Source organism: Rhodococcus sp. NPDC003318 (genome assembly GCF_042879035.1).
Taxonomy (GTDB): domain Bacteria; phylum Actinomycetota; class Actinomycetes; order Mycobacteriales; family Mycobacteriaceae; genus Rhodococcus_G.
In genome coordinates this window covers 18,960-39,850 of sequence record NZ_JBIAOU010000025.1, presented here as the reverse complement: position 1 = coordinate 39,850, position 20,891 = coordinate 18,960, and the positions used below count along the sequence as shown (strand labels likewise).

At 69.6% G+C, this 20,891-nt stretch carries 20 protein-coding genes, 2 tRNA genes and 1 pseudogene; 15 read left to right on the top strand and 8 right to left on the bottom strand.

From position 1 onward, the window contains the following. Window positions 1-149: 149 nt before the first annotated feature. The 3 genes from ACFYVR_RS24425 to ACFYVR_RS24415 all read left to right on the top strand — a co-directional run bounded on the left by ACFYVR_RS24425 (window position 150) and on the right by ACFYVR_RS24415 (window position 2,182). Window positions 150-371: a hypothetical protein gene (locus ACFYVR_RS24425; RefSeq protein WP_387478153.1), complete on the top strand. Its 222-nt coding sequence runs from the start codon at window positions 150-152 to the stop codon at window positions 369-371. A 31-nt stretch (window positions 372-402) separates the two neighbouring features. Further along, on the top strand, window positions 403-606 hold the full coding sequence (locus tag ACFYVR_RS24420) for a hypothetical protein (protein WP_387478152.1): 204 nt from the start codon (window positions 403-405) through the stop codon (window positions 604-606). 169 nt (window positions 607-775) lie between these two features. Then, the gene (locus ACFYVR_RS24415) at window positions 776-2,182 is read left to right on the top strand and encodes an aldehyde dehydrogenase family protein (RefSeq protein WP_387478150.1); all 1,407 of its coding nucleotides are present in this window, start codon (window positions 776-778) and stop codon (window positions 2,180-2,182) included. 72 nt (window positions 2,183-2,254) lie between these two features. Here ACFYVR_RS24415 and ACFYVR_RS24410 read toward each other — a convergent pair whose 3' ends face one another. From ACFYVR_RS24410 to ACFYVR_RS24400, 3 genes are all read right to left on the bottom strand, one after another. Beyond that, window positions 2,255-2,983 (bottom strand): Clp protease N-terminal domain-containing protein, encoded by a 729-nt coding sequence (locus ACFYVR_RS24410; protein ID WP_387478148.1) that lies wholly within the window; start codon window positions 2,981-2,983, stop codon window positions 2,255-2,257. Window positions 2,984-3,052: 69 nt separating this feature from the next. Continuing rightward, window positions 3,053-3,472 carry a Fur family transcriptional regulator gene (locus ACFYVR_RS24405; RefSeq protein ID WP_387478146.1) on the bottom strand — a complete coding sequence of 140 codons (420 nt, stop codon included), beginning with the start codon at window positions 3,470-3,472 and terminating at the stop codon, window positions 3,053-3,055. A 1-nt stretch (window position 3,473) separates the two neighbouring features. After that, a complete protein-coding gene (locus tag ACFYVR_RS24400) occupies window positions 3,474-3,842 on the bottom strand; it encodes an ArsR/SmtB family transcription factor (RefSeq protein ID WP_387478144.1) in 369 nt (122 codons plus the stop codon). Between the two features lie 228 nt (window positions 3,843-4,070). On the opposite strand from ACFYVR_RS24400, the gene ACFYVR_RS24395 reads away from it, so the two are divergent. Next, window positions 4,071-5,462 carry a glycine--tRNA ligase gene (locus ACFYVR_RS24395; RefSeq protein WP_387478142.1) on the top strand — a complete coding sequence of 464 codons (1,392 nt, stop codon included), beginning with the start codon at window positions 4,071-4,073 and terminating at the stop codon, window positions 5,460-5,462. Window positions 5,463-5,544: 82 nt separating this feature from the next. On the opposite strand, the gene ACFYVR_RS24390 is transcribed toward ACFYVR_RS24395, so the two are convergent. Next, window positions 5,545-7,566: a TPM domain-containing protein gene (locus ACFYVR_RS24390; RefSeq protein WP_387478140.1), complete on the bottom strand. Its 2,022-nt coding sequence runs from the start codon at window positions 7,564-7,566 to the stop codon at window positions 5,545-5,547. Between the two features lie 169 nt (window positions 7,567-7,735). Between ACFYVR_RS24390 and ACFYVR_RS24385 the strand changes: the two genes are divergently transcribed. After that, window positions 7,736-8,356 carry a YdcF family protein gene (locus tag ACFYVR_RS24385; RefSeq protein ID WP_387478235.1) on the top strand — a complete coding sequence of 207 codons (621 nt, stop codon included), beginning with the start codon at window positions 7,736-7,738 and terminating at the stop codon, window positions 8,354-8,356. Continuing rightward, a complete protein-coding gene (locus ACFYVR_RS24380; protein ID WP_387478138.1) occupies window positions 8,353-9,621 on the top strand; it encodes a deoxyguanosinetriphosphate triphosphohydrolase in 1,269 nt (422 codons plus the stop codon). Before ACFYVR_RS24385 ends, ACFYVR_RS24380 begins: the two co-directional genes overlap by 4 nt. A gap of 238 nt (window positions 9,622-9,859) precedes the next feature. Here the strand turns inward: ACFYVR_RS24380 and ACFYVR_RS24375 are convergent, their stop codons facing one another. Continuing rightward, window positions 9,860-11,044, bottom strand: a complete 1,185-nt coding sequence (locus ACFYVR_RS24375; RefSeq protein ID WP_387478135.1) for a dipeptidase — start codon at window positions 11,042-11,044, stop codon at window positions 9,860-9,862. A gap of 76 nt (window positions 11,045-11,120) precedes the next feature. Between ACFYVR_RS24375 and dnaG the strand changes: the two genes are divergently transcribed. Then, complete coding sequence (dnaG, locus tag ACFYVR_RS24370; RefSeq protein ID WP_387478132.1) at window positions 11,121-13,025, top strand: DNA primase; 1,905 nt, start codon at window positions 11,121-11,123, stop codon at window positions 13,023-13,025. Window positions 13,026-13,041: 16 nt separating this feature from the next. On the opposite strand, the gene ACFYVR_RS24365 is transcribed toward dnaG, so the two are convergent. Then, window positions 13,042-13,281 carry a hypothetical protein gene (locus ACFYVR_RS24365; protein ID WP_387478129.1) on the bottom strand — a complete coding sequence of 80 codons (240 nt, stop codon included), beginning with the start codon at window positions 13,279-13,281 and terminating at the stop codon, window positions 13,042-13,044. A 139-nt stretch (window positions 13,282-13,420) separates the two neighbouring features. Here ACFYVR_RS24365 and ACFYVR_RS24360 point away from each other — a divergent pair. The 8 genes and pseudogenes from ACFYVR_RS24360 (at window position 13,421) to ACFYVR_RS24325 (ending at window position 18,027) form a co-directional block, all read left to right on the top strand. Then, window positions 13,421-13,493 (top strand) — tRNA-Asn (locus ACFYVR_RS24360). Window positions 13,494-13,737: 244 nt separating this feature from the next. Beyond that, entirely contained in the window at window positions 13,738-13,884 is a 147-nt protein-coding gene (locus tag ACFYVR_RS24355; RefSeq protein ID WP_387478126.1) for a hypothetical protein, read from the top strand. A 98-nt stretch (window positions 13,885-13,982) separates the two neighbouring features. Continuing rightward, a tRNA-Ile gene (locus tag ACFYVR_RS24350) sits at window positions 13,983-14,056 on the top strand. A 96-nt stretch (window positions 14,057-14,152) separates the two neighbouring features. Further along, window positions 14,153-14,671 (top strand): annotated as a pseudogene (locus tag ACFYVR_RS24345) (DinB family protein). A gap of 189 nt (window positions 14,672-14,860) precedes the next feature. Further along, complete coding sequence (locus tag ACFYVR_RS24340; protein ID WP_387478123.1) at window positions 14,861-15,991, top strand: NDMA-dependent alcohol dehydrogenase; 1,131 nt, start codon at window positions 14,861-14,863, stop codon at window positions 15,989-15,991. Window positions 15,992-16,079: 88 nt separating this feature from the next. Continuing rightward, on the top strand, window positions 16,080-16,895 hold the full coding sequence (locus ACFYVR_RS24335) for a serine hydrolase domain-containing protein (RefSeq protein WP_387478120.1): 816 nt from the start codon (window positions 16,080-16,082) through the stop codon (window positions 16,893-16,895). A 125-nt stretch (window positions 16,896-17,020) separates the two neighbouring features. Then, window positions 17,021-17,539 carry a DUF3145 domain-containing protein gene (locus ACFYVR_RS24330; protein ID WP_387478117.1) on the top strand — a complete coding sequence of 173 codons (519 nt, stop codon included), beginning with the start codon at window positions 17,021-17,023 and terminating at the stop codon, window positions 17,537-17,539. 284 nt (window positions 17,540-17,823) lie between these two features. Then, entirely contained in the window at window positions 17,824-18,027 is a 204-nt protein-coding gene (locus ACFYVR_RS24325) for a cold-shock protein (RefSeq protein WP_387478114.1), read from the top strand. An 88-nt stretch (window positions 18,028-18,115) separates the two neighbouring features. Here ACFYVR_RS24325 and ACFYVR_RS24320 read toward each other — a convergent pair whose 3' ends face one another. Next, window positions 18,116-19,549, bottom strand: coding sequence for an acyl-CoA carboxylase subunit beta (locus ACFYVR_RS24320; protein WP_387478111.1), 1,434 nt, complete (start codon window positions 19,547-19,549; stop codon window positions 18,116-18,118). Window positions 19,550-19,647: 98 nt separating this feature from the next. Next, entirely contained in the window at window positions 19,648-20,889 is a 1,242-nt protein-coding gene (locus ACFYVR_RS24315) for a KasA/KasB family beta-ketoacyl-ACP synthase (RefSeq protein ID WP_387478108.1), read from the bottom strand. Window positions 20,890-20,891: the final 2 nt, after the last annotated feature.

The following is a 20,891-nucleotide window of genomic DNA, read 5'->3' as shown; positions in this document are numbered from 1 at the left end:
CGGACCAACCTCCCTGGACATCACAACTGGTCGGTGTTCCATTCGGGCTCGTCCCGTGCGAATGGCTGTTAACATCGTGCGCAAGGGGGTGCGTCCCGGTCCACTGGGCCGGGACGCAGGACGAACAACGCGAAGGGGGACACCGCCACATGAATGTGCTCGACCGAATCCTGCACTACGAGATGAAGGTCTCCGAGTTTCTCGGGCTCCTGATCCTGGTGGGCATTCCGTACTTCGCGATGGGCGTCGTGTGGACGCTCACGCACACGGATCATCTCAGCAACCTCCACGGCCTCGACGTGGTGATCTCGTTCCTGGGATCGATCGTGTGCTGGCCGGTGCTCACCTTCTCGAATGTGTGCATGACGTGACGCGGGATCGGGTGAGGAGGGCGGTCCGTCGATGATCATGCTGGTTCGACTGATCGATCTCGTCGTTCTGTTCTTCCGGATCCTCGGTGGCCGGACCGAAGCGGGCGCACCGATCCGCGTGCTCGCGTGGATCGCCCTCGCATCGATCGTGGCCCTCGGGTTGGCCCTGTTCGGGTACGTGGTCGCGCACCTGCTCGACGTCATCTCGGCGATCACCGGCGTCACCTACGACTGACGGTCAACCACCTCGTCGTGCCGACGGGTTGCTACCCCGGCGAACGATGCTGTCGGCCGGATCGGAACCGTCGTATCGTCGGTCGGGAATCCGCCGCCCGGGGAGGAACCCACCGTCGAGCGGTTCCCGTGGGCGGGGAAGATTCCGCAGCCGAGCCGAGGTGGCGATGATGGGAATCGATCAGGGAACCCGGATCGTCGAGACGCCCGCTGACGTCGGGCGCGTCGTGGCCGACCTGCGGCGCACGTTCGCGACCGGACGCACCAGATCCGCGCGGTGGCGGATCGCCCAACTCGCGGGTATCGAGCGACTCGTCGTCGAGCGGGAAGACGAGATCGCGCAGGCGCTTGCCGACGACCTCGGGCGCGACGCGTTCGAGACGTGGCTGCTGGATGGGTCCTCGCCCCGGTCGGAAGCCGCGTACGCCCGTGCCCGGGTACGTCGCTGGATGCGCCGCAGGTTGCGCCCGCTGTCGATGAACATGATGCCCGCGGTCGGGTGGGTGCAGCACGAGCCGCTCGGGGTGGTACTGATCGTCGTTCCGTGGAACGCACCGGTGACCCTGGCACTCAACCCGCTCGTCGCGGCCGTTGCCGCAGGCAACTGTGCGGTGATCAAACCGTCCGAGCTCACCCCGGCCACATCACGGCTGCTCGCACGGTTGGTTCCCGAGTATCTGGACTCCGACGCGGTCGTCGTGGTCGAGGGTGACGGAGCGGTCACCCAGGCAGTGCTCGCCCAGGGCGTCGACCACTGTTTCTTCACCGGGGGCACCGACATCGGGCGGAAGGTGATGGCCGCGGCGGCACCACACCTCACCCCGGTCACGCTGGAGCTGGGTGGTAAGAGCCCGGTGATCGTCACCGCCGACGCGGATCTCGAGGTGACGGCTCGCCGGATCGCGTGGGCGAAGCTGCTCAACTCCGGGCAGGTCTGCATGGCTCCCGACTACCTACTGGTCGAGAGGGCGGTGCGCGACGAGTTGGTCGATCGCCTCGGTTCGACGTTCGAGGAGTTCCGAGCCGAGGCTCCGACGCCGGGCGTGAGGATCGTCAACGAACGCCATTTCGACCGGATCGCCGGATACCTCGCGTCCACGCGAGCCACCGTGGCGCTGGGTGGGGGAGCGGATCGGTCGAGCCTCACGGTCGAGCCGACCGTACTGGTGGATCCGGAGGTGGACGAACCGCTGATGACGGAGGAGATCTTCGGCCCGATCCTGCCGGTGCTGGCGATCGACACCGTGGACGAGGCCATCGCATTCGTCAACGCCCGACCGAAACCCCTGGCCGCCTACGTGTTCACGCGCTCGGCGGACACCCGTCGCCGGGTACTCGCCGAGGTCAGTGCCGGCGGCATGGTGGTGAACCAGCTGATTTATCAGTACTCGGCCCCGCAGCTGCCCTTCGGCGGGGTCGGCGCCAGTGGGACGGGCCGGTACACCGGCAGGTGGGGGTTCGAGGAGCTCAGCCATCGAAAGGCCGTGCTGGTCAAGCCGTTCAGGCCCGACCCCCGGTTCGCCTACCCGCCGTACACCGACCGGGCGCAGGCGCTCCTGCGTCGGCTGTTCCGGTAGCGGCTCCGCCGCAGTGGTGCAGAAACGGAGGTCGCAGGGTCCGAATCTGCACCACCGGGCGAGACGCGCGGGTCAGTTCGCCGGCTTCGGGCTCAGTGCCTCGAGGGCGGCGGTGAGGTCGGCCTCGAGACGGTCCCGGTCGACTCCGACCCCGGCCAGGGGGCCGTTGCCGTCCTCGACCTCGAGCAGTGCCAGGAGAATGTGTTCGGTGCCGATGTAGTTGTGGCCGAGACGAAGTGCCTGCCGGAAGGTCAGTTCCAGTGCCTTGCGGGCGGCGGCGTCGTAGGGGAGCAGTTCGGGTGTCTCGACGACCGGGGCGGGCAGCGTCGCGGTGACGGCCTCCCGGACGGCCTCCACGGTCACCGACTGCCTGGCGAGAAGCAGGATCGCGAGAGACTCCGGTTCGCTCAACAGACCGAGGGCCAGGTGTGCGGGGGTGACCTCGGTGGCGCCCGCGGCCTTCGCCTCGTTGTGGGCCGCGGCCACGACGTTGCGGGCGCGCGGGGTGAACTGGTTGAAGCCCTGGTTCGGGTCGAGGTTGCCGGGATCCTTGGGGGTGAACCGTTTCTGCGCGGCCTGCTTGCTGACGCCCATGCTGCGGCCGATGTCGGTCCAGGACGCACCGGTGCGTCGGGCCTGGTCGACGAAGTGGCCGATCAGGTGGTCGGCGACGTCGCCGAGGTGGTCGGCCGCCAGCACCGCATCGGACAGTTGGTCGAGCGGGTCGGTGTGCACCTTCTTGATCGCGTCGATCAGGTCGTCGAGCCGGATCTTCGGGGTGAGAGGCGTCGGTTCGGTCATGCGTCAACTCTAGGTTGACGCATGACGATCGTCAACCCTTGGTTGACGCCTTGCGTGGGCGGCGAGCGGTCAGGCGCTGCAGGTGCGGCAGGTCCCGAAGATCTCGACGGTGTGGCTGACGTCGGTGAACCCGTTCGCGTCGGCGATCGTCTGCGACCACTGCTCGACCTCCGGGCCGTCGACCTCGACGGTGAACCCGCAGGACCGGCACACGAGGTGGTGGTGATGGCCGGACGAGCAGCGGCGATACACCGACTCGCCGGTGTCGGTGCGCAGCATGTCGACGGCGCCCGCGTCGGCGAGGGTTTGCAGGGTCCGGTACACGGTCGTCAGGCCGATGCCCTCGCCGCGCTTGCGGAGCTCGTCGTGAAGATCCTGCGCGGACCGGAACTCGTCGATCTCGTCCAGGAGTGCCGAGATGGCGCTGCGCTGCTTGGTCGCGCGCACTCCCACGGCGACGGGGGTGCGCTGGCCGGGCTTCTCGGTCACGTCACTGTCCTTCCTCGGCGTGGGCGACGGCGTCGACCACGATGTGGGCCAGGTGGTCGTCCACGAGCCGGTACACGACCTCGCGTCCCGAACGTTCGCCGCGAACGACGCCCGCGGACTTGAGGACTCGCAGGTGCTGACTGATCAGCGGCTGCGTCACCCCGAGTGCGTCGACGAGCTCGTGCACGCAGCGCTGCGCCTCGTGGAGCTGGAGGACGATGGCGATCCGGACCGGCGCCGCGAGCGCGCGCAGGATGTCGCCCGCGGTGTCGAGGGTTTCCCGGCCGGGGACGACCGCGGGGGGTGGGGAGAGGTTCGGCTCGTGCTCGCCGGGATGGTCGCGCAGGTCGTCGGCATCGGTGATGCTCACGCGCGCTCCTTCGGCTCGGCGGTGGTCGTGTGGTCGATCGTGGTGCGGTCGAATCCCTGCCGGAATCGGGTTCCGCATCGACACCTTATTGCAAACCGTATCCATTTTGATATGCACGAGTATGCATGTCAAACCAAATTGGGGTGACGGGGGTCCCGACGGATAGGCTGGGGAACGCTAGGCCCCCTACCCACACGGCATCTATTACCCAGATGGAGAGCTTTCCCAGTGGCACCCAAGTCCAAGGTCGAAACCGTTGCCAACCTCGCCAAGCGTCGAGGACTCGTCTTCCCGTGCGGTGAGATCTACGGCGGTACCCGGTCCGCCTGGGACTACGGACCGCTCGGCGTCGAGCTCAAGGAGAACATCAAGAAGCAGTGGTGGCGGTCGATGGTCACCAGCCGCGACGACGTCGTCGGCCTCGACTCCTCGGTCATCCTGCCCCGTCAGGTGTGGGTCGCGTCCGGTCACGTCGGCGTCTTCAACGACCCGCTCGTCGAGTGCCTGAACTGCCACAAGCGCCACCGTCAGGACCACCTGCAGGAGGCGTACGCCGAGAAGAAGGGCCTCGACAACCCCGACGACGTCGCGATGGACGTCCTCGTGTGCCCCGACTGCGGCACCGTCGGGCAGTGGACCGAGCCCCGCGACTTCAACATGATGCTCAAGACCTACCTCGGCCCGGTCGAGTCGGAGGAGGGACTGCACTACCTGCGTCCCGAGACCGCGCAGGGCATCTTCGTCAACTTCGCGAACGTGCTCACCACCTCGCGCAAGAAGCCGCCGTTCGGTATCGGCCAGATCGGCAAGAGCTTCCGCAACGAGATCACGCCCGGCAACTTCATCTTCCGCACCCGCGAGTTCGAGCAGATGGAGATGGAGTTCTTCGTCAAGCCGGGCGAGGACGAGCAGTGGCACCAGTACTGGATCGACACCCGCCTCGCCTGGTACACCGACCTCGGCATCAACCCCGACAACCTGCGCCTCTACGAGCACCCGGAGGCCAAGCTGTCGCACTACTCGAAGCGGACCGTCGACATCGAGTACCGGTTCGAGTTCCAGGGCAGCGAGTGGGGCGAGCTCGAGGGCGTCGCGAACCGCACCGACTACGACCTGCGGGTGCACGAGGAGTCGTCGGGTCAGGACCTGAAGTACTTCGACCAGGCGACCGGTGAGCGCTACACCCCGTACGTCATCGAGCCCGCGGCCGGCCTGACCCGCTCGCTGATGGCCTTCCTCGTCGACGCCTACCAGGAGGACGAGGCCCCGAACGCCAAGGGCGGCGTCGACAAGCGGACCGTGCTGCGTCTCGACCGCCGACTCGCGCCGGTCAAGGCGGCGGTCCTGCCGCTGAGCCGCAACGAGGCGCTGTCCCCGAAGGCCAAGGACCTCGCGGCAGCGCTGCGCAAGAACTGGAACGTCGAGTTCGACGACGCCGGCGCGATCGGCCGTCGCTATCGCCGCCAGGACGAGATCGGCACCCCCTTCTGCATCACGGTCGACTTCGACACCCTCGAGGACCAGGCCGTCACCGTGCGCGAGCGCGACAGCATGGAGCAGGAGCGGGTCTCGCTCGACAAGGTCGAGGGCTACCTCGCCCAGCGTCTGATCGGGGCGTAGGCGCGCGCGACTTCGTCGCAGTGGTGCACTTTCCCGGGCCCGGACCTCCGAAAGTGCACCACTGCGACGGAGTCGCATTCATTCAGAAGCGGCCGCTGCGCCCGATGCGTCCGGAGCTGCCCGAACCGCCGAACGAGCCCGGCCCGCGCCCGCCGCGGTGACCGCCGCCGCCGCGGTTGCCCCAGCCGCCACCGCCCCGGCTGCCGCGGATCATCGAGTCGATCAGGATGCCGCCCAACACCGCGCCGGTGTTCACTCCGGACGACTGCGGTCGCCGGCTGGCCTCCCACTGCTGCACGTCCGACTGCGCGAGCCGCATCGCCCGCCCGCCCAGATCTCCCGCCGCCCTCGCGTGCTGCAACGCTCGCGACGGGTCGGACTGCGAGAACTGCCGCGCGGCGTCGAGGTGGCGCTGCGCCTCCGACAGCCGCGTGCGGGCCTCCGCACCGACCGCCCCGCGCCGCGTCGCGACGAAGTCGGTGGCCGCGGTGATCAGCGCGTTCGCCGCCGTGATGTCCTGCGTCAGCCGCTGCGCCGCGCGTTCGGACTGTGTCTTCGCCTCGGCCGCGGTGGCCAGCACCTCGTCGAGTGCGCCGTCGGCGTCGGTGAGCGCGGTGAGGGCGCCCAGCGGGTCGCTCTCCCGGTTCGCCTCCGCCTTCGCGAGGGCCTCGCGCGCCTTCGCCTGAGCCGCGGCCAGTTCCGCGCCGCCGTGAGCGGCGAGGCCGTCGGCGGACGCGATGTCCGTGCGGGCGTCCTCGATCGCGGCGGGCAGTGTCGCGGCGGCCGCGCGGATGTTCTCGGCGGCATGGTCGATGCCGTCGAGCAGGTCCCGGATCTGGTCGACGGCGGCCTCCGCGCTGCGGATCGCGATCACGGCCGGTCCCTGCTTGCCGACGGGCAACGTGACGGCTTCGCGTCCCGCGGTGACGTTCTCGTCCGCGTACGCCAGTTGCTCGCGGGCGAGTTCGATGTTGCGCTCCACCGACGCCAGCGCGGAAGCGGGGAACTGGGTGCGCAGCGCGGCCAGCGTCGACTCCGACTCCGGGATCCGCACGGTGATCTCGACGAGCCGTTGGGTCAGGGTGTCGAGCCGCGCCGGCGCGTCGATCAGCAGATCGCGCATGCCGTCGAACTGGGCGACCCGGTCGTCGAGTTCGCGATCGGCGCGGCTGCACGTGGCGATCAGTTCGACGAGCATGTCGCGTTGCTGCTCGGGCGTTTCCGGGATGTCGTCGTCGAGGCGTTGCCGGATCTCGAACGCCGACGCGAGTGCCGACTTCGCCGCCTGGTGCGCGGCGCTGAACGGCGCGGTCGCCGCGTCGCCGAATTCGCCGCGGGCGAGGGCGAGTTCCTCCTCGCTGGTGCGGATCGCGTTGTCGGTGTCGACGAGGACCTCCTTGGCGCGAGCGTCGAGTGCGGCGATCGGCAGCGTCTCCAGCGTCGCGGGGTCGGTCCAGTCGATGTCGGCGGGGACCGCGCCACCGTGCGGCCCGGAGGTCTTCGTGCGACGGCGGGTGTAGAGCAGCGCACCGACCACCAGGACGACCACGACCGCGCCGATCACCAGGTACCTCACGGCCGGCCCTGACCCACTCGGCGACAACGCGTCGGCCAGTCCACCGGCGGCCGCGACCGCGGCGCCCGCCCAGTCGTCCTGACGCAGTGCCGGGACGACGGCATCGCGCTCGATGCCGGCGAGTTCGGAGTCGGTGACGCCGGTGACGCCGGACGGGACGCTGAGCGAGTACGCACGGTCCTCGGTCGCGACGGCCAGCAGTGCGGTCTCGGCCCCGAGGCCGCTGAGTTGCTCGGTACCGCGAGCCCAGCCGTCGGCGTCGGTGTCGTCGAAACTGTCGACGTACACCACCCACAGTTGCACGTGATGTTCGTCGAACAGGCCGTCCAGCGCCGCCTGGACGTCGGCACGCTGGTCGTCGTCGAGCACCCCGGCCTGGTCGGTGATCTGTGTCGGCAGCCGCAGCGGGGCCTCGGCGGCCGCGACCGCGGGCAGTGTGATCAGTGCGAAGAGTGCGAGCAGCGACCCCAGGGCGGCGGTGATCACGGACCGGGAACCGCCTGGGACACGCGCATGTGCGACGGGCATGCCCACGAATCTATCCGCAGGGACCGGATTCCCGTCGCGTCGTGGGGTCCGGCCGGCCGCCGGTGGCGCGGCGCGCGTGTGGGCCGCGGGGAACGGCTGGCAGACTTGGGGAGTGAGTTACGCAGGAGCAGGCCCCCGGGACGACGAGCGCCTCGGGTTCTCGGGCACCGTGGGCCGGTGGGCCCGTCGCGCGGTGGCGGGGGCGATCCTGATCGGGCTGCTCCTCGTCGGCGGCACCGCGGTGCGGGTGTGGCAGGTGGCGCGGATCAACGACACGCGACCGGCCGACGCGATCGTCGTGCTCGGGGCGGCGCAGTACTCGGGAACCCCGTCGTCGGTGTTCGAGGCGCGGCTCGAGCAGGCGGTGAAACTGTTCGAGCAGGGCGTGGCCCCGACCGTGGTGACCGTCGGCGGCAAACAGGTCGGCGACCTGTACACCGAGGCGGCGTCGGGCAAGAACTACCTGGTCTCGCGTGGGGTTCCGGAGGAGTCGATCATCGCGGTCGAGGAGGGCTCCGACACCCTGCGCAGCATCGAGGGGGTGAGCCGGGTGATGGGGGAGAACGGCATGAACTCCGCGGTCCTGGTCAGTGATCCGTGGCATTCGCTGCGGACCCGCACCATGGCCCGCGACGCCGGCCTCGAGGCGTGGACCGCGCCGACGCGGCAGGGCCCGGCCGTCTACACGAGGGAGTCGCAGTTGCACGGAATCGCGAGGGAGACAGGTGCATTGCTGTGGTATCAGCTGACCCACTTCTCGGCCGACTTCCCGTACACGGCCGGCCAGTGACCGCGGCCGTGTACACCGCGCACGACCTCGAGCGGCGCGTGCCCGAGGGGCCGAAGCGAGCGGGCCTGCCCGGTGCCACCGCGCCGCGCAGCGACTTCTCCCGGGACCGGGCGCGGGTGCAGCACAGCGCCGCGCTGCGCCGGCTCGCGGACAAGACCCAGGTCGTCGGGCCGCGGGACGGCGACACCCCACGCACCCGGTTGACGCATTCGATCGAGGTCGCACAGATCGGCCGCGGCATCGCGGACGGTCTCGGTTGCGATCCCGACCTCGTCGACCTGGCCGGCCTCGCGCACGACATCGGGCACCCGCCGTACGGGCACAACGGCGAGAAGGCCCTCGACGAGGTCGCGGCCGACTGCGGCGGATTCGAGGGCAACGCACAGAACCTGCGGATCCTCACCAGCCTGGAACCGAAGGTCCTGGACCCGGACGAGCGCAGCGTCGGGCTGAACCTGACCCGCGCGGCCCTCGACTCGGCGATCAAGTACCCGTGGACCCGACCGTCTCCCGGTGCGAAGTTCGGGGCGTACGACGACGACGCGGAGATTCTCGCTTGGGTGCGCCAGGGTGCCCCGGGGGTGCGGCGCTGCCTCGAGGCTCAGGTGATGGACTGGGCGGACGACGTCGCGTATTCGGTGCACGACGTCGAGGACGGCGTGATCGCCGGCCGCATCGACCTGCGTGCGCTCGCCGACCCGGTCGAGCAGAAGGCGCTCGCCGAGATGGGCGCCGCCGAGTTCCGCGGGCTGGTCGTCGACGACCTGGTCGAGGCGGCGGGACGGCTGTCGCGGCTGCCGGTGGTCGTCGCGGTCGGCCGCTACGACGGCACGCTGACGTCGTCGGTGGCGCTGAAGAACCTGACCAGCGAGCTCGTCGGCCGGTTCGCCACCGCCGCGGTGTCCGCCACCCGCGAGGTGGCCGGCGGTGCGCCGCTGTCGCGCTACGCGGCCGACCTGGAGATCCCGCCGGTGGTCGGCGCCGAGGTGGCGCTGCTCAAGACCGTCGCCCTGCGGTACGTGATGTCCGACCCCGGGCACCGGGCCAAGCAGGATCGGCAGCGCGACCGGATCCACCGCGTCGCACAGTGGCTGGAACAGACCGCACCGAGCTGCCTCGACCCGATCCTGCTGCCCGCGTGGGAGCGCGCCGCCGACGACGCGGCCCGGACGCGGGTCATCGTCGACCAGATCGCCTCGTACACCGAGAGCCGCCTCGAACGCGTCGACAAGCAGAGCCTCGGCGCCCAGGCGTCCTGGGGGTAGGGCGGCTCCGCCGCAGTGGTGGGCGGGGGGGGGGGGGGGCGGGGGGGGGGGGCCCCCCCCGGGGGGCCCCCAAATTGGGGGCCCCCCCCCCCCCACCCCCCCCCGGGGGGGGCCCCCGAAAGCCCCCCAGGGGGCGGCGGCCGGGCCCGCCCGCGGGGGGGGGGGGGGGGGGGGGGCGGGGGGGGGGGGGCGGGGGGGGGGGCCCCCCCGCCCCCCCCCCCACCACTGGCGTAGCCACCTATTTGGGCAGCACCTGCGCCATCACCCGCAAGGTGTTGCCGCCCATGATCGCCCGGATGTCGTCGTCGCCGTGCCCCCGGTTGCGCAGCTCCTGGGTGATCACCGCGATCCTGCCGGTGTCCCAGCCGACGGTGGTGGCGCCGTCGAAGTCGCTGCCCAGCGCCGCCGTCTCCAGCCCGCCGACGGCGATGACGTGCTCGAGCGCGTCGACCACGGCGGCCGGGGTCGTCTCGCCCACCGCGGCGTCCCAGTACCCGATGCCGACGACGCCACCGGTCTCGGCGACACCGCGGATCTCGGCGTCCGTCAGGTTGCGGTTGACGTTGCACGTGGCCTGCACGCCACCGTGGCTGGCCACCACCGGCTTCGTGGCCAGCGCCAGCATCTCCGCCATCGCCGGATGGCTGGCATGGGCGAGGTCGACGACGACCCCCCGCCGCTCCATCTCCGCGAACACCTCGCGGCCGAAGTCGGTCAGCCCGCCCTTCACCTCACCGTGCATCGAGCCGGCGACCTCGTTGTCGAAGAAGTGCGTGAAGCCCGCCATGCGCATCCCTGCGTCGAAGAGCCTGTCGACGTTCTCGATCCGGCCCTCCAGGTTCTGCAGTCCCTCGACCGAGAACAGCGCCCCGGTGACGCTGCGCCCGGCCGACCGGTCGGCGAGCAGCGATTCGAGGTCGCCGCGCGTGCGCACCAGCCGTAGCTGCCCGCCCGAGTTCGCGGCGGCGACGGTCAGCTTGTCCGCGTGGTGCAGCGAACGCTCCAGCAGCGACTTCCACGTACGCGGCGGCTGCAGCTGCGCGACGGCCAGCAGCGTGATGTTGTCGCTGTCGGCGGAGTTGGCGTCGTAGTTCTGACCCTTCGGCGACTTCGTGACCGACGAGAAGACCTGCAGAGCCACGTTGCCCTCCTGCAGGCGCGGTAGGTCCACGTGACCGCGCGAGGACCGCGCGAGGAGGTCGCGGTCCCACATCAGGGTGTCGGAGTGCATGTCCGCGATCTGGAGGCTCTCGTGCAGAGCGCGGGTCGGTTCGTCGATCTCGGGCAGATCCGCCGCGACGACCTTGTTCCTGCCGCGCTCGACCAGGCCGGGCGCGAACGCGAAGAACGCGCAGACGCCGGCCGGGACGAGCGCGGCCAGACCGATCAGGCTGCGTCGCAGCCACCTGCGCATGGGGGACATGCCGCGAATCCTAGGTCCTCGTCCCGCACCCGCGGCCGGTGATCGGGAGCGGCGGGCACACCCTAGACTGTTCGACGTGGCCGGCCGAATCCCTGAACGTGACATCGCGGCCATTCGGGAGCGCACCCGCATCGAGGACATCGTGGGGGAGTACGTCGCGCTCAAGAACAGCGGCGGAGACTCGATGAAGGGTCTGTGCCCGTTCCACGACGAGAAGTCCCCGTCGTTCCACGCCCGCCCCAACCACGGCACCTTCCACTGCTTCGGCTGCGGGGAGGGCGGCGACGTCTACTCGTTCCTGCAGAAGATCGAACACATCTCGTTCGTCGAGGCGGTCGAGCAGCTGGCGGACCGGATCAACTACACCATCTCCTACGAGGGCGGCGGGCCGTCGGTGCAGCGCGACCGCGGCACCCGGGCGCGTCTCGTCGCCGCCAACGCGGCAGCGCAGCAGTTCTACGCGGCCCGGCTGCGGGAACCCGACGCGCAGACCGCCCGCGACTACCTGACCGAACGCAACTTCGACGGGCAGGCCGCGCTGACCTTCGGCTGCGGGTACGCGCCCGACGGCTGGGACACCCTGACCAAACACCTGATGACGCAGGGGTTCGAGGCGAAGGAGATCATCGACGCCGGGCTTGCGACCCCCGGCAAGCGCGGGACTCCGATCGACCGGTTCCGACGACGCCTGGTGTGGCCGATCCGCAACCTCGGCGGCGACGTCATCGGGTTCGGCGCCCGCAAGCTCTTCGACGACGACACCATGCCGGGCAAGTACATCAACACCCCGGAAACCATGCTGTACAAGAAGTCCCAGGTGCTGTTCGGTCTCGATCTGGCCAAGCGGGACATCGCCAAGGGACACCAGGCCGTCGTCGTCGAGGGCTACACCGACGTGATGGCGATGCACCTGGCCGGGGTCACCACCGCCGTCGCCGCCTGCGGCACCGCGTTCGGCGACGACCACCTCGCGATGCTGCGCCGACTCCTGATGGACGACAGCTACTTCCGCGGCGAGGTGATCTACACCTTCGACGGCGACGCGGCGGGGCAGGCGGCCGCGATGAAGGCGTTCGAGGGTGACCAGAAGATGGCCGGCCAGACGTACGTCGCGGTCGCACCCGACGGCATGGACCCGTGCGAGCTGCGGCAGGCGTCGGGTGACGCCGCCGTGCGCGACCTCGTCGCCCGGCGCGTCCCGTTGTTCCGGTTCGTCGTGAGATCCCTTCTCGCGGAACATGACCTGGAAACCGCGGAGGGCCGGGTCGAGGCGCTGCGGCGGACCGTCCCGGTGGTCGCCCGGATCAAGGACACCGCACTCCGCGAGGACTACGCACGCCAGCTCGCGGGCTGGGTCGGCTGGGACGACATCTCCGCCGTCGTCAAGCGGGTCCGCGACGAGTCTCGTCGCGCCGCGTCCCGGCGTGGGAAGACGCAGTCGGACAACCGGTTCCGGGAGGAATCCCAGCCTCCCGCCGCGCCCGCCGGACCGGCACGCCCCAACCCGCGCGACCCCACTCTGTGGCCGCAGCGGGACGCGCTCAAAGCGGCGCTGCAGTACCCGTCGATCGCCGGGTCGGTGTTCGACTCGCTGCCCCTGGAGACGTTCACCCATCCCGCGTACGCGCTGGTGCGTCAGGCGATGGCCGACGCGGGCGGGACGGCCGCCGGACTCGGCGGCGCCGAGTGGATGGACGCCGTTGCGAAACTGGCCGACCCCCTGCAGTCACTGGTCACGGAACTGGCCGTCGAACCGATCCGGGCCGCCGACGTCCCGGACTACATTCCGCGGGTCCTGGCGCGCCTGCAGGAGGTCTGGGTGGGTCAGCAGGTCGCCGACCTCAAGTCGCGCCTGCAGCGGATGTCGCAGGCCGACAGCCCCGACGAGTACATGTCGCTGTTCGGCGACCTCGTCGCACTCGAGCAGTACCGGCGCAGCCTCCTCGAGCAGGCCGTGGGGGACAACGCCGAGGACCTCTGAGGAGCGCGTTCGGGTCCTACAGGCGGTCGCGGGGAACGTATAGCTGCGTGTTCTCGTCGATCGGCTTCAGGGGTTCGAGCTTCGGCTGCGGGCTGAGGCTGTCGGACAGCTTCTGCCTGCCCACCTCGATCGCCTTCTTCGTCGCCGGGCTCTCGACGATCGCCTTCGTGGTCCGGGTGATCTGTTCGTAGCGGGCCCGGCCGGCCTTCGTGCCGAGCACGTAACCCGCCGCGACCCCGATCAACAAGCGCAACATGAACTGCTTTCCCTCCTGTCGAACGGCCTGACACAGTGTGCCTGACGGGCCGATGGGCAGGCGATTTGGTACCAGGGTGGGTCTATGGGTTAAAGTCTGTTCCGCAGCCAAGCGAGAGCGAGCGGCTGCCGAAGGTTAATCCCCTGTAGCTCAATTGGCAGAGCTTCCGACTGTTAATCGGACGGTTGCTGGTTCGAGTCCAGCCGGGGGAGCCGCGAAGGCCCCGCCACCAGCCCAGTGCTGGTGGCGGGGCCTTTTTCGTTGCAGCGCCCGTGGGACGCGACGGTCCCCGACCTGTGTACGCAGGTCGGGGGCCGTCGTCGTTCACGGCTCCGTGCCGGAGCCCGGTCGGGGGCGATCATCGCCGGGCCCGACGCGACAGGGACCTTCGGCCCTGTTGCCGCCGCGTCGAGGGTGGAACGCTCGCATTGTCGACCACCGACAAGGGGAGAGATGATGAATTCGCGAACTCTGTCGAGTACGCATCTGCTCGCGCCGCGTGATGCGGACGATCGGGTGATGCGCGCGAGGTTCGTCCTTGCCATGTTGGCCGCGGTCACGGTGGTGATGTCGGCTGTCCTGCTCTTCCTGGCGATGCCGTAGGCGCCGCTGGTGTTGCAGGGCGCACCACGAACGTCCGCCCGCTGCGGACATGTCGGGGGCGCACCGGTACCATTCGGTGCGCCCGTCAGCGGGCGGACGGGGCGGTAGCTCAGTCGGTTAGAGCCGTGGACTCATAATCCATTGGTCGCGGGTTCGAGCCCCGCCCGCCCCACATCCGAATCGCAGATCAGGCCCCTCGTCCGGAACTCCGGGTGTGGGGCTCGAGTCGCTCCTGCCCGCATCGTGCCCACGTGCGTAGGGTGGTCGCATGGCGATCAGCCCCGACACCAAGAACTGGACATGGGTAGTCGAACGGCGGTGCCCCGAATGCGGTTTCGACCCGGCGGCGGTCGAGTTCGCGGACGTTCCGGAGCTGACCCGAGCCAATGCCGCGCGGTGACCGGCGGTCCTGGCGCGGCCGGACGTCGCGGTGCGTCCCGACGAGAGCGCCTGGTCGGCGCTGGAGTACGCCGCGCACGTGCGCGACGTGTTCCGGATCTTCCGTGAGCGGTTGCGGCTGATGCTCGACCGCGACGACCCGGCCTTCCCGAACTGGGACCAGGACGCCACCGCCGTCGAGCAGAGGTACGGGCAGCAGGACCCGGCCGTCGTGGCGGACCAGCTGACCGCGGCGGCGGGGGAGGTTGCCGATGCGTTCGCGGCCGTCCCTGTCGAGGCTCTCGGCCGGCGTGGTGTCCGCAGTGACGGCTCGGTGTTCACGGTGCGCACGCTCGCGGTGTACTTCCTCCACGATCCGGTGCACCATCTGCACGATGTCCGCGGATGACCGGTCCGTCCGGTGATCGGTAGGGCCGGTAACCGGCCTTCGCCTGCATCTTCGTCTCTCCGTTAGGGCATGTTACGAAATTCTTTCTAGAACGTGTTACACATCGGAACCGTTGCGGTTATCGTGTGCGCTTGTGATCAGGGTCACCCCGATCACGGGATGTCGACGCGGACGAAAGGCCGGAACCTGATGAAGACAAAAGGCGCGCTCCTGCGGGGAATCAACGAGCCCTGGTCGATCGAGGAGATCGAGATCGGCGATCCCCGCGGCGGCGAGGTCCAGATCCGGATGGAGGTCGCCGGCATGTGCCATTCCGACCACCACATCGTCACGGGCGCAACGCCGATGCCGTCCTACCCGGTGATGGGCGGCCACGAGGGCGCCGGTGTCGTCACCAAGGTCGGTCCCGGCGTGAAGACCCTGAAGGAGGGGGATCACGTCGTCCTGTCGTTCATCCCGTCCTGCGGCGTCTGCGACCCGTGTTCCCAGGGGCACCAGAACCTGTGCGACCTCGGCATGGGACTGCTCACCGGCGAATCCATCTCGGACGGCTCGTTCCGCATCCAGACCGCGGCCGGCGAGAACGTCATACCGATGTGCCTGCTCGGAACCTTCTCCCCGTACATGACCGTGCACGAGACCTCCGCGGTCAGGATCGACGAGTCGATCCCGTTCGAGGTCGCCGCCCTCGTCGGCTGCGGGGTCACCACCGGCTGGGGTTCGTCGACCAACGTGGCCCAGGTCCGGGCCGGTGACACCGTCGCGATCGTCGGCGTCGGGGGCGTCGGGACCGCCGCGCTGCAGGGCGCCGTCGTCTCGGGTGCACGTCACGTCATCGCGATCGACCCCGTCGCCTTCAAGCGCGAGCAGGCACTCAAGTTCGGTGCCACGCACGCCTACGCGAGCCTCGAGGAGGCCATCGTCCCGGTCATGGAGCTGACGAGGGGAACGATGGCCGACAAGGTGATCCTGACGATGGGCGAGATGGACGGCGCCGTGATCGATCCCGCGCTGACGCTCACCGCGAAGGGTGGCACCTGCGTGGTCACCTCGATGGGCAGGATGTCCGACATGGACGTGAAGATGAACCTCTTCCTGTTCGCCATGCTGCAGAAAACCCTCAAGGGCAACGTCTTCGGTGGGTCCAACCCGCGGCACGAGATCCCGATGCTGCTCGACCTCTACACGTCGGGCCAGCTGAACCTGCAGGACATGATCACCACCACCTACAGCCTCGGGCAGATCAACGACGGCTACCAGGACATGCTCGACGGCAAGAACATTCGCGGCATCATCCGCTACACCGACGCCGATCGCTGACAGCGCGACCTCCCGCGGGCCGGGCCTCCCGTTCGGATGGCCCGGCCTGGCCGGGTCGACCGGGGGCACGGTCTCGTAGGCTGTTCCGGTGCACAGTCTCGATGCGATCGCCCACTGGCCTGTCGACAACTCCGCCGCCGTGGTGATCGGCCCGGACGGCACGCTCGGCGCCGCCGGTGAGCAGGGTCGGGTGTTCGCGTTGGCGTCGGTGACCAAGCCGCTCGTCGCATACGGGGTGCTGGTCGCGGTCGAGGAGGGCGCGGTCGAGCTGGACCGGCCGGCGGGCCCGCCCGGCGCGACGGTGCGGCACCTGCTGGCCCACGCGTCCGGGATCGCGTTCGCCGACCACACGGTGCAGGCCGAGCCGGGCACCAAGCGGATCTACTCGAGTGCCGGATTCGAGGTGCTCGCCGATCTCGTGGGGTCCGAGTCGGGTATCGATTTCCCGGACTACCTGCGCCAGGCGGTGTTCGAGCCCCTCGGCATGGCCGACACGGTCCTGGCCGGCCCCGCGGGCCACGGCGCCCGGTCCACGGTCGCCGACCTTGCACTGTTCGCCGCCGAGCTGCTGCGGCCACGGCTGCTGTCGTCGGAAACCCTGGCCGACGCGACGACCGTGCAGTACCCCGGTCTCGACGGCCTGCTGCCCGGATACGGCCGGCAGCGTCCCAACGACTGGGGGCTGGGATTCGAGATCAAGGGGACGAAGTCGCCGCACTGGACCGGGTCGTCGAACTCCGCCGCCACCTACGGCCACTTCGGCCAGTCGGGCACCTTCCTCTGGGTCGATCCCGCCCGCGAACTCGCGTGCGCGGCACTGGCCGACCGCGACTTCGGCGACTGGGCCAAGCAGGCGTGGCCGCCGCTCAGCGACGGGGTTCTGGCCGAGTTCGGGGGCCGCTGACCAGAGAACCTCTCCTACAACTGGCGCATCACCGTGCACTCGGGGCACACTGTTACCGCGAAGCAAGGTGCGTGTCGGCAGAGGCCGTTGGGGAAGACGACCCTCGTCGAAGGTGGAGGTGCCTTGTGCGCGCATTGAATCAGTTCGCCGATGCGACGAGCGGTGTGCTTCACGTGCACTCGTCGCCAGCAGCGCTCTGCCCGCACATCGAGTGGGCACTGGCGGCCACCCTCGACTGCAAGGCGAACCTCAAGTGGACCTCGCAACCCGCATCGCCGGGTCAGCTGCGCGCGAGCACCGACTGGGTGGGACGGGTCGGTACCGGCGCCCGCCTGGTCAACGCGCTGCGGGCCTGGCCGATGCTGCGGTTCGAGGTCACCGAGGACCCCAGCGACGGCGTCGACGGGGAACGCTACTGCCACGCGCCGGGACTCGGGCTGTGGCACGGGTCGATGAGCGCGAACGGCGATGTCATCCTCGGCGAGATGCGGTTGCGTGCGCTGATCGCCGAGCACGGCGGATCCGCTTCCCTCGCGGGGGAACTCGAACACGCCCTCGGCTCCGCGTGGGACGCGGAACTCGAGCCGTACCGGCTCGGCGGTGAGGGCGCCGAGGTGACCTGGCTGCACCGCAACGTCGGGTAGTCCACGATGGAGCCGTGATCGTTCTCGGGTCCGTCACCTTCGCGCGGCCGTGACCCTCGTCGCGCGGGCGGGAATCATTCGGGCGGTCGGTGCGTTGGAAGAGACGGCCGTAAGTTTTTGTGTGTTTGTGTACCAATCTGCACGCTCGCAAGGAAACAGTGTTGCGGGCGCCGTGCAGCCCTTCAGGTTCCCTGGATTTCAGTGGTCTGGAGACGTCGCGTTGCGTCTTGAAACCGGCCCCGGTCCACACAGCGTGGTCCGGCCAGCCCTGAAAGGGAGTTTCGATGGCACAGGGAACAGTCAAGTGGTTCAACGCGGAGAAGGGCTTCGGCTTCATCGCGCAGGAGAACGGGGGACCGGACGTGTTCGTCCACTACTCCGAGATCTCCGGTTCCGGCTTCAAGAACCTCGAAGAGAACCAGCGCGTCGAGTTCGAGGTGTCCCAGGGCGCCAAGGGCCCGCAGGCGACTGACGTCCGCGCAGTCTGACGCCGCACCGCCGGTGAACTCCACCGGCAACGGAAGAGCCCCCGACCTGCAGGTCGGGGGCTCTTCTCGTGCTGCCGTCGGCGTCAGTTCACAGCGGAATGTTCTTGTGCTGCCCGCGCCGCGCCGGGGCTGCCGCGAGGGCGGCGGTGAGCAGGCTGCGCGTGTGCGCCGGGTCGATGATCTCGTCGACCACACCGATGGAGATGGCGCGACCGACGCCGCCGGCGATCGCCTCGTGTTCGGCGGCGAGCCGGTCGTGCATGGCCTCCCGCTCCTCCTCGGGGGCCGCGGCGAGGGCCCGCTTGTGCAGGATGCCGACGGCGGCCTTCGCGCCCATCACGGCGACCTCGGCTTCCGGCCACGCGAAGACGGCGGTGGCGCCGAGCGCGCGCGAGTTCATCGCGATGTAGGCGCCGCCGTAGATCTTGCGGGTCACCAGGGTGACGCGGGGGACCGTCGCCTCGGCGAAGGCGTGCAGCAGCTTCGCGCCGCGTCGCACCACCCCCTCCCATTCCTGGCTGACACCGGGCAGGTACCCGGGCACGTCGACGACGACGACCAGCGGGATACCGAACGCGTTGCACATCCGCACGAAGCGGGCCGCCTTCTCGGCGCTCTCCGAGTTCAGGCAGCCGCCGAGCCGCAACGGGTTGTTCGCGATCACCCCGACGGTGCGGCCGCCGAGCCGGCCGATGCCGGTGACGATGCTGCGGGCCCAGTTGCCTTGCAGCTCTTCGAGAGTGGATTCGCCGTCGACGTTGTCGAGCAGCTCGTGCACGATCGGGCGGACGTCGTAGGCGCGCTTGGCCGACTCAGGCATCAGGGCGCGCAGGTCGGTGTCGCCGCGGCGTGCGACGTCCAGGTCGAACTCACCCTGGTCGGCGATCATCGACACCAGCCGCCGCGCCCGGTGCAAGGCGTCGAGCTCGTCGTGCGCGGCGATGTGTGCGACACCGGACTTCTTGGTGTGGGTCGCGGGGCCGCCGAGGGACTCCATGTCGACCTGCTCGCCGGTCACCGAACGGACCACGTCGGGACCGGTGACGAACACCCGGCCCTCCGGCGCCATGATCACGACATCGGTCAACGCGGGGCCGTAGGCGGCGCCGCCGGCCGCGAAGCCGAGGACGACGGAAATCTGGGGGATCAGGCCGGACGCGCGGACCATGGCCTCGAACACGAGGCCGACGGCGTGCAGGGCTTCGACGCCCTCCGCCAGCCGGGCCCCGCCCGAATGCCACACGCCGACGATCGGAACCCGATCGGCGATCGCGGTGTCGATCGCCGCGACGATGTGCGTGCAGCCCTCCACTCCCATGGCGCCGCCCATCACGGTCGCGTCGGAGCAGTAGGCAATGGTGCGGACGCCGTCGATCTCGCCGGACGCGGCGAGGACGCCGGACTTGTCTCGGGGATGCAGGGGCGTGGTGGTGCCGGCGTCGAACAGTTTCTCGAGGCGGGCCAGGGGATCGCGGGGATCGAGCTGCGTATCGGGTCTGGTGATCGGATCAACAATCGTCATCGCCGGTCTTCCTCCACTTCGAGCCGCAGACTATGGGCGGTGGGTGAGGGGCCCTGGACTCTTCCGGACCCCTCACCGTCGAACTTCGAGCCGACCCGTCAGGCGCGGCCGAAGGCGAGCGCAACGTTGTGCCCACCGAACCCGAACGAGTTGTTGATGGCGAAATCGATCTGGCCGTAACGGGCTTCACCCTTGACGACGTCCAGGTCGATCTCTGGATCCTGGTTCTCGAGATTGAGCGTGGGGGGAATGACCCCGTCACGCACACTCAGGACCGTGAGCACTGCCTCGAGCGCACCGACGGCGCCGATCGAGTGCCCGAGCGCGGACTTCGGCGCGTACACGGCGGCGTGGTTGCCGACCGCGGCGTTGATGGCCAGCGCCTCGGCGGTGTCGCCGATCGGCGTGGCGGTCGCGTGCGCGTTCACGAACGAGATGTCGGACTTCGACAGTCCCGCGGACTGGATGGCGCGGGTCATCGCCCGCGCCGCTCCGGTGCCCTGGGGGTGCGGAGCCACGATGTGATACCCGTCCGAGGTGATGCCGGCACCCAGCAGCCGTGCGTGGATGGTGGCACCGCGTGCCTTCGCGTGCTCCTCGGTTTCGAGGATCATCATCGCGCCGGCCTCGCCGAACACGAATCCGTCGCGATCCTTGTCGAACGGCCGCGACGCCCCCTTCGGGTCGTCGTTGCGCGTGCTCAGCGCGCGCATCATCGCGAAGCTGGCCGTCGCGACGGCGTCGAGCTGTCCCTCGACACCACCCGTGATCACCATGTCGGCGTCACCGAGCGCGATCATCCGGTACGCATGGGCGATCGCCTCCGAACCCGACGAACAGGCGGAGACGGGGGTGATCACGCCGGCGCGGGCACCGTACTCGAGACCGACCGTCGCGGCCGGCCCGTTCGGCATCACCATCTGCACGGCGAACGGGGACACCTTCCGGTAACCGCCTTCGCGCAGCTTGTCGACCGAGTCGATCAGTGCCTCACCGCCGCCGAGGCCGGTGCCGATCACGACACCGAGGCGGTCGTTGTCGACCTCCGGGCTGCCCGCGTTCTGCCATGCGGCGCGGCCCAGGGTCAGCGCGACGCGCTCGGCGAAGCTCATCCGCCGGACCTCGACGCGGGAAAGCCCCTCGTCGGGGCTGACCTTGAGCTTGCCGCCGATCCGGACCGGGAGGTCGAACTCGTCGACGAAGCCGGTCAGGGTGTCGATACCGCTCTCACCGGCGAGCAGGGACTTCCACGTGGCATCCACGTCACCAGCGAGTGACGTCGTAGCAGCAAGGCTGGTGACGACGACGTTGGGCAACGTCCGGGGAGAGGTGGAGGACACGT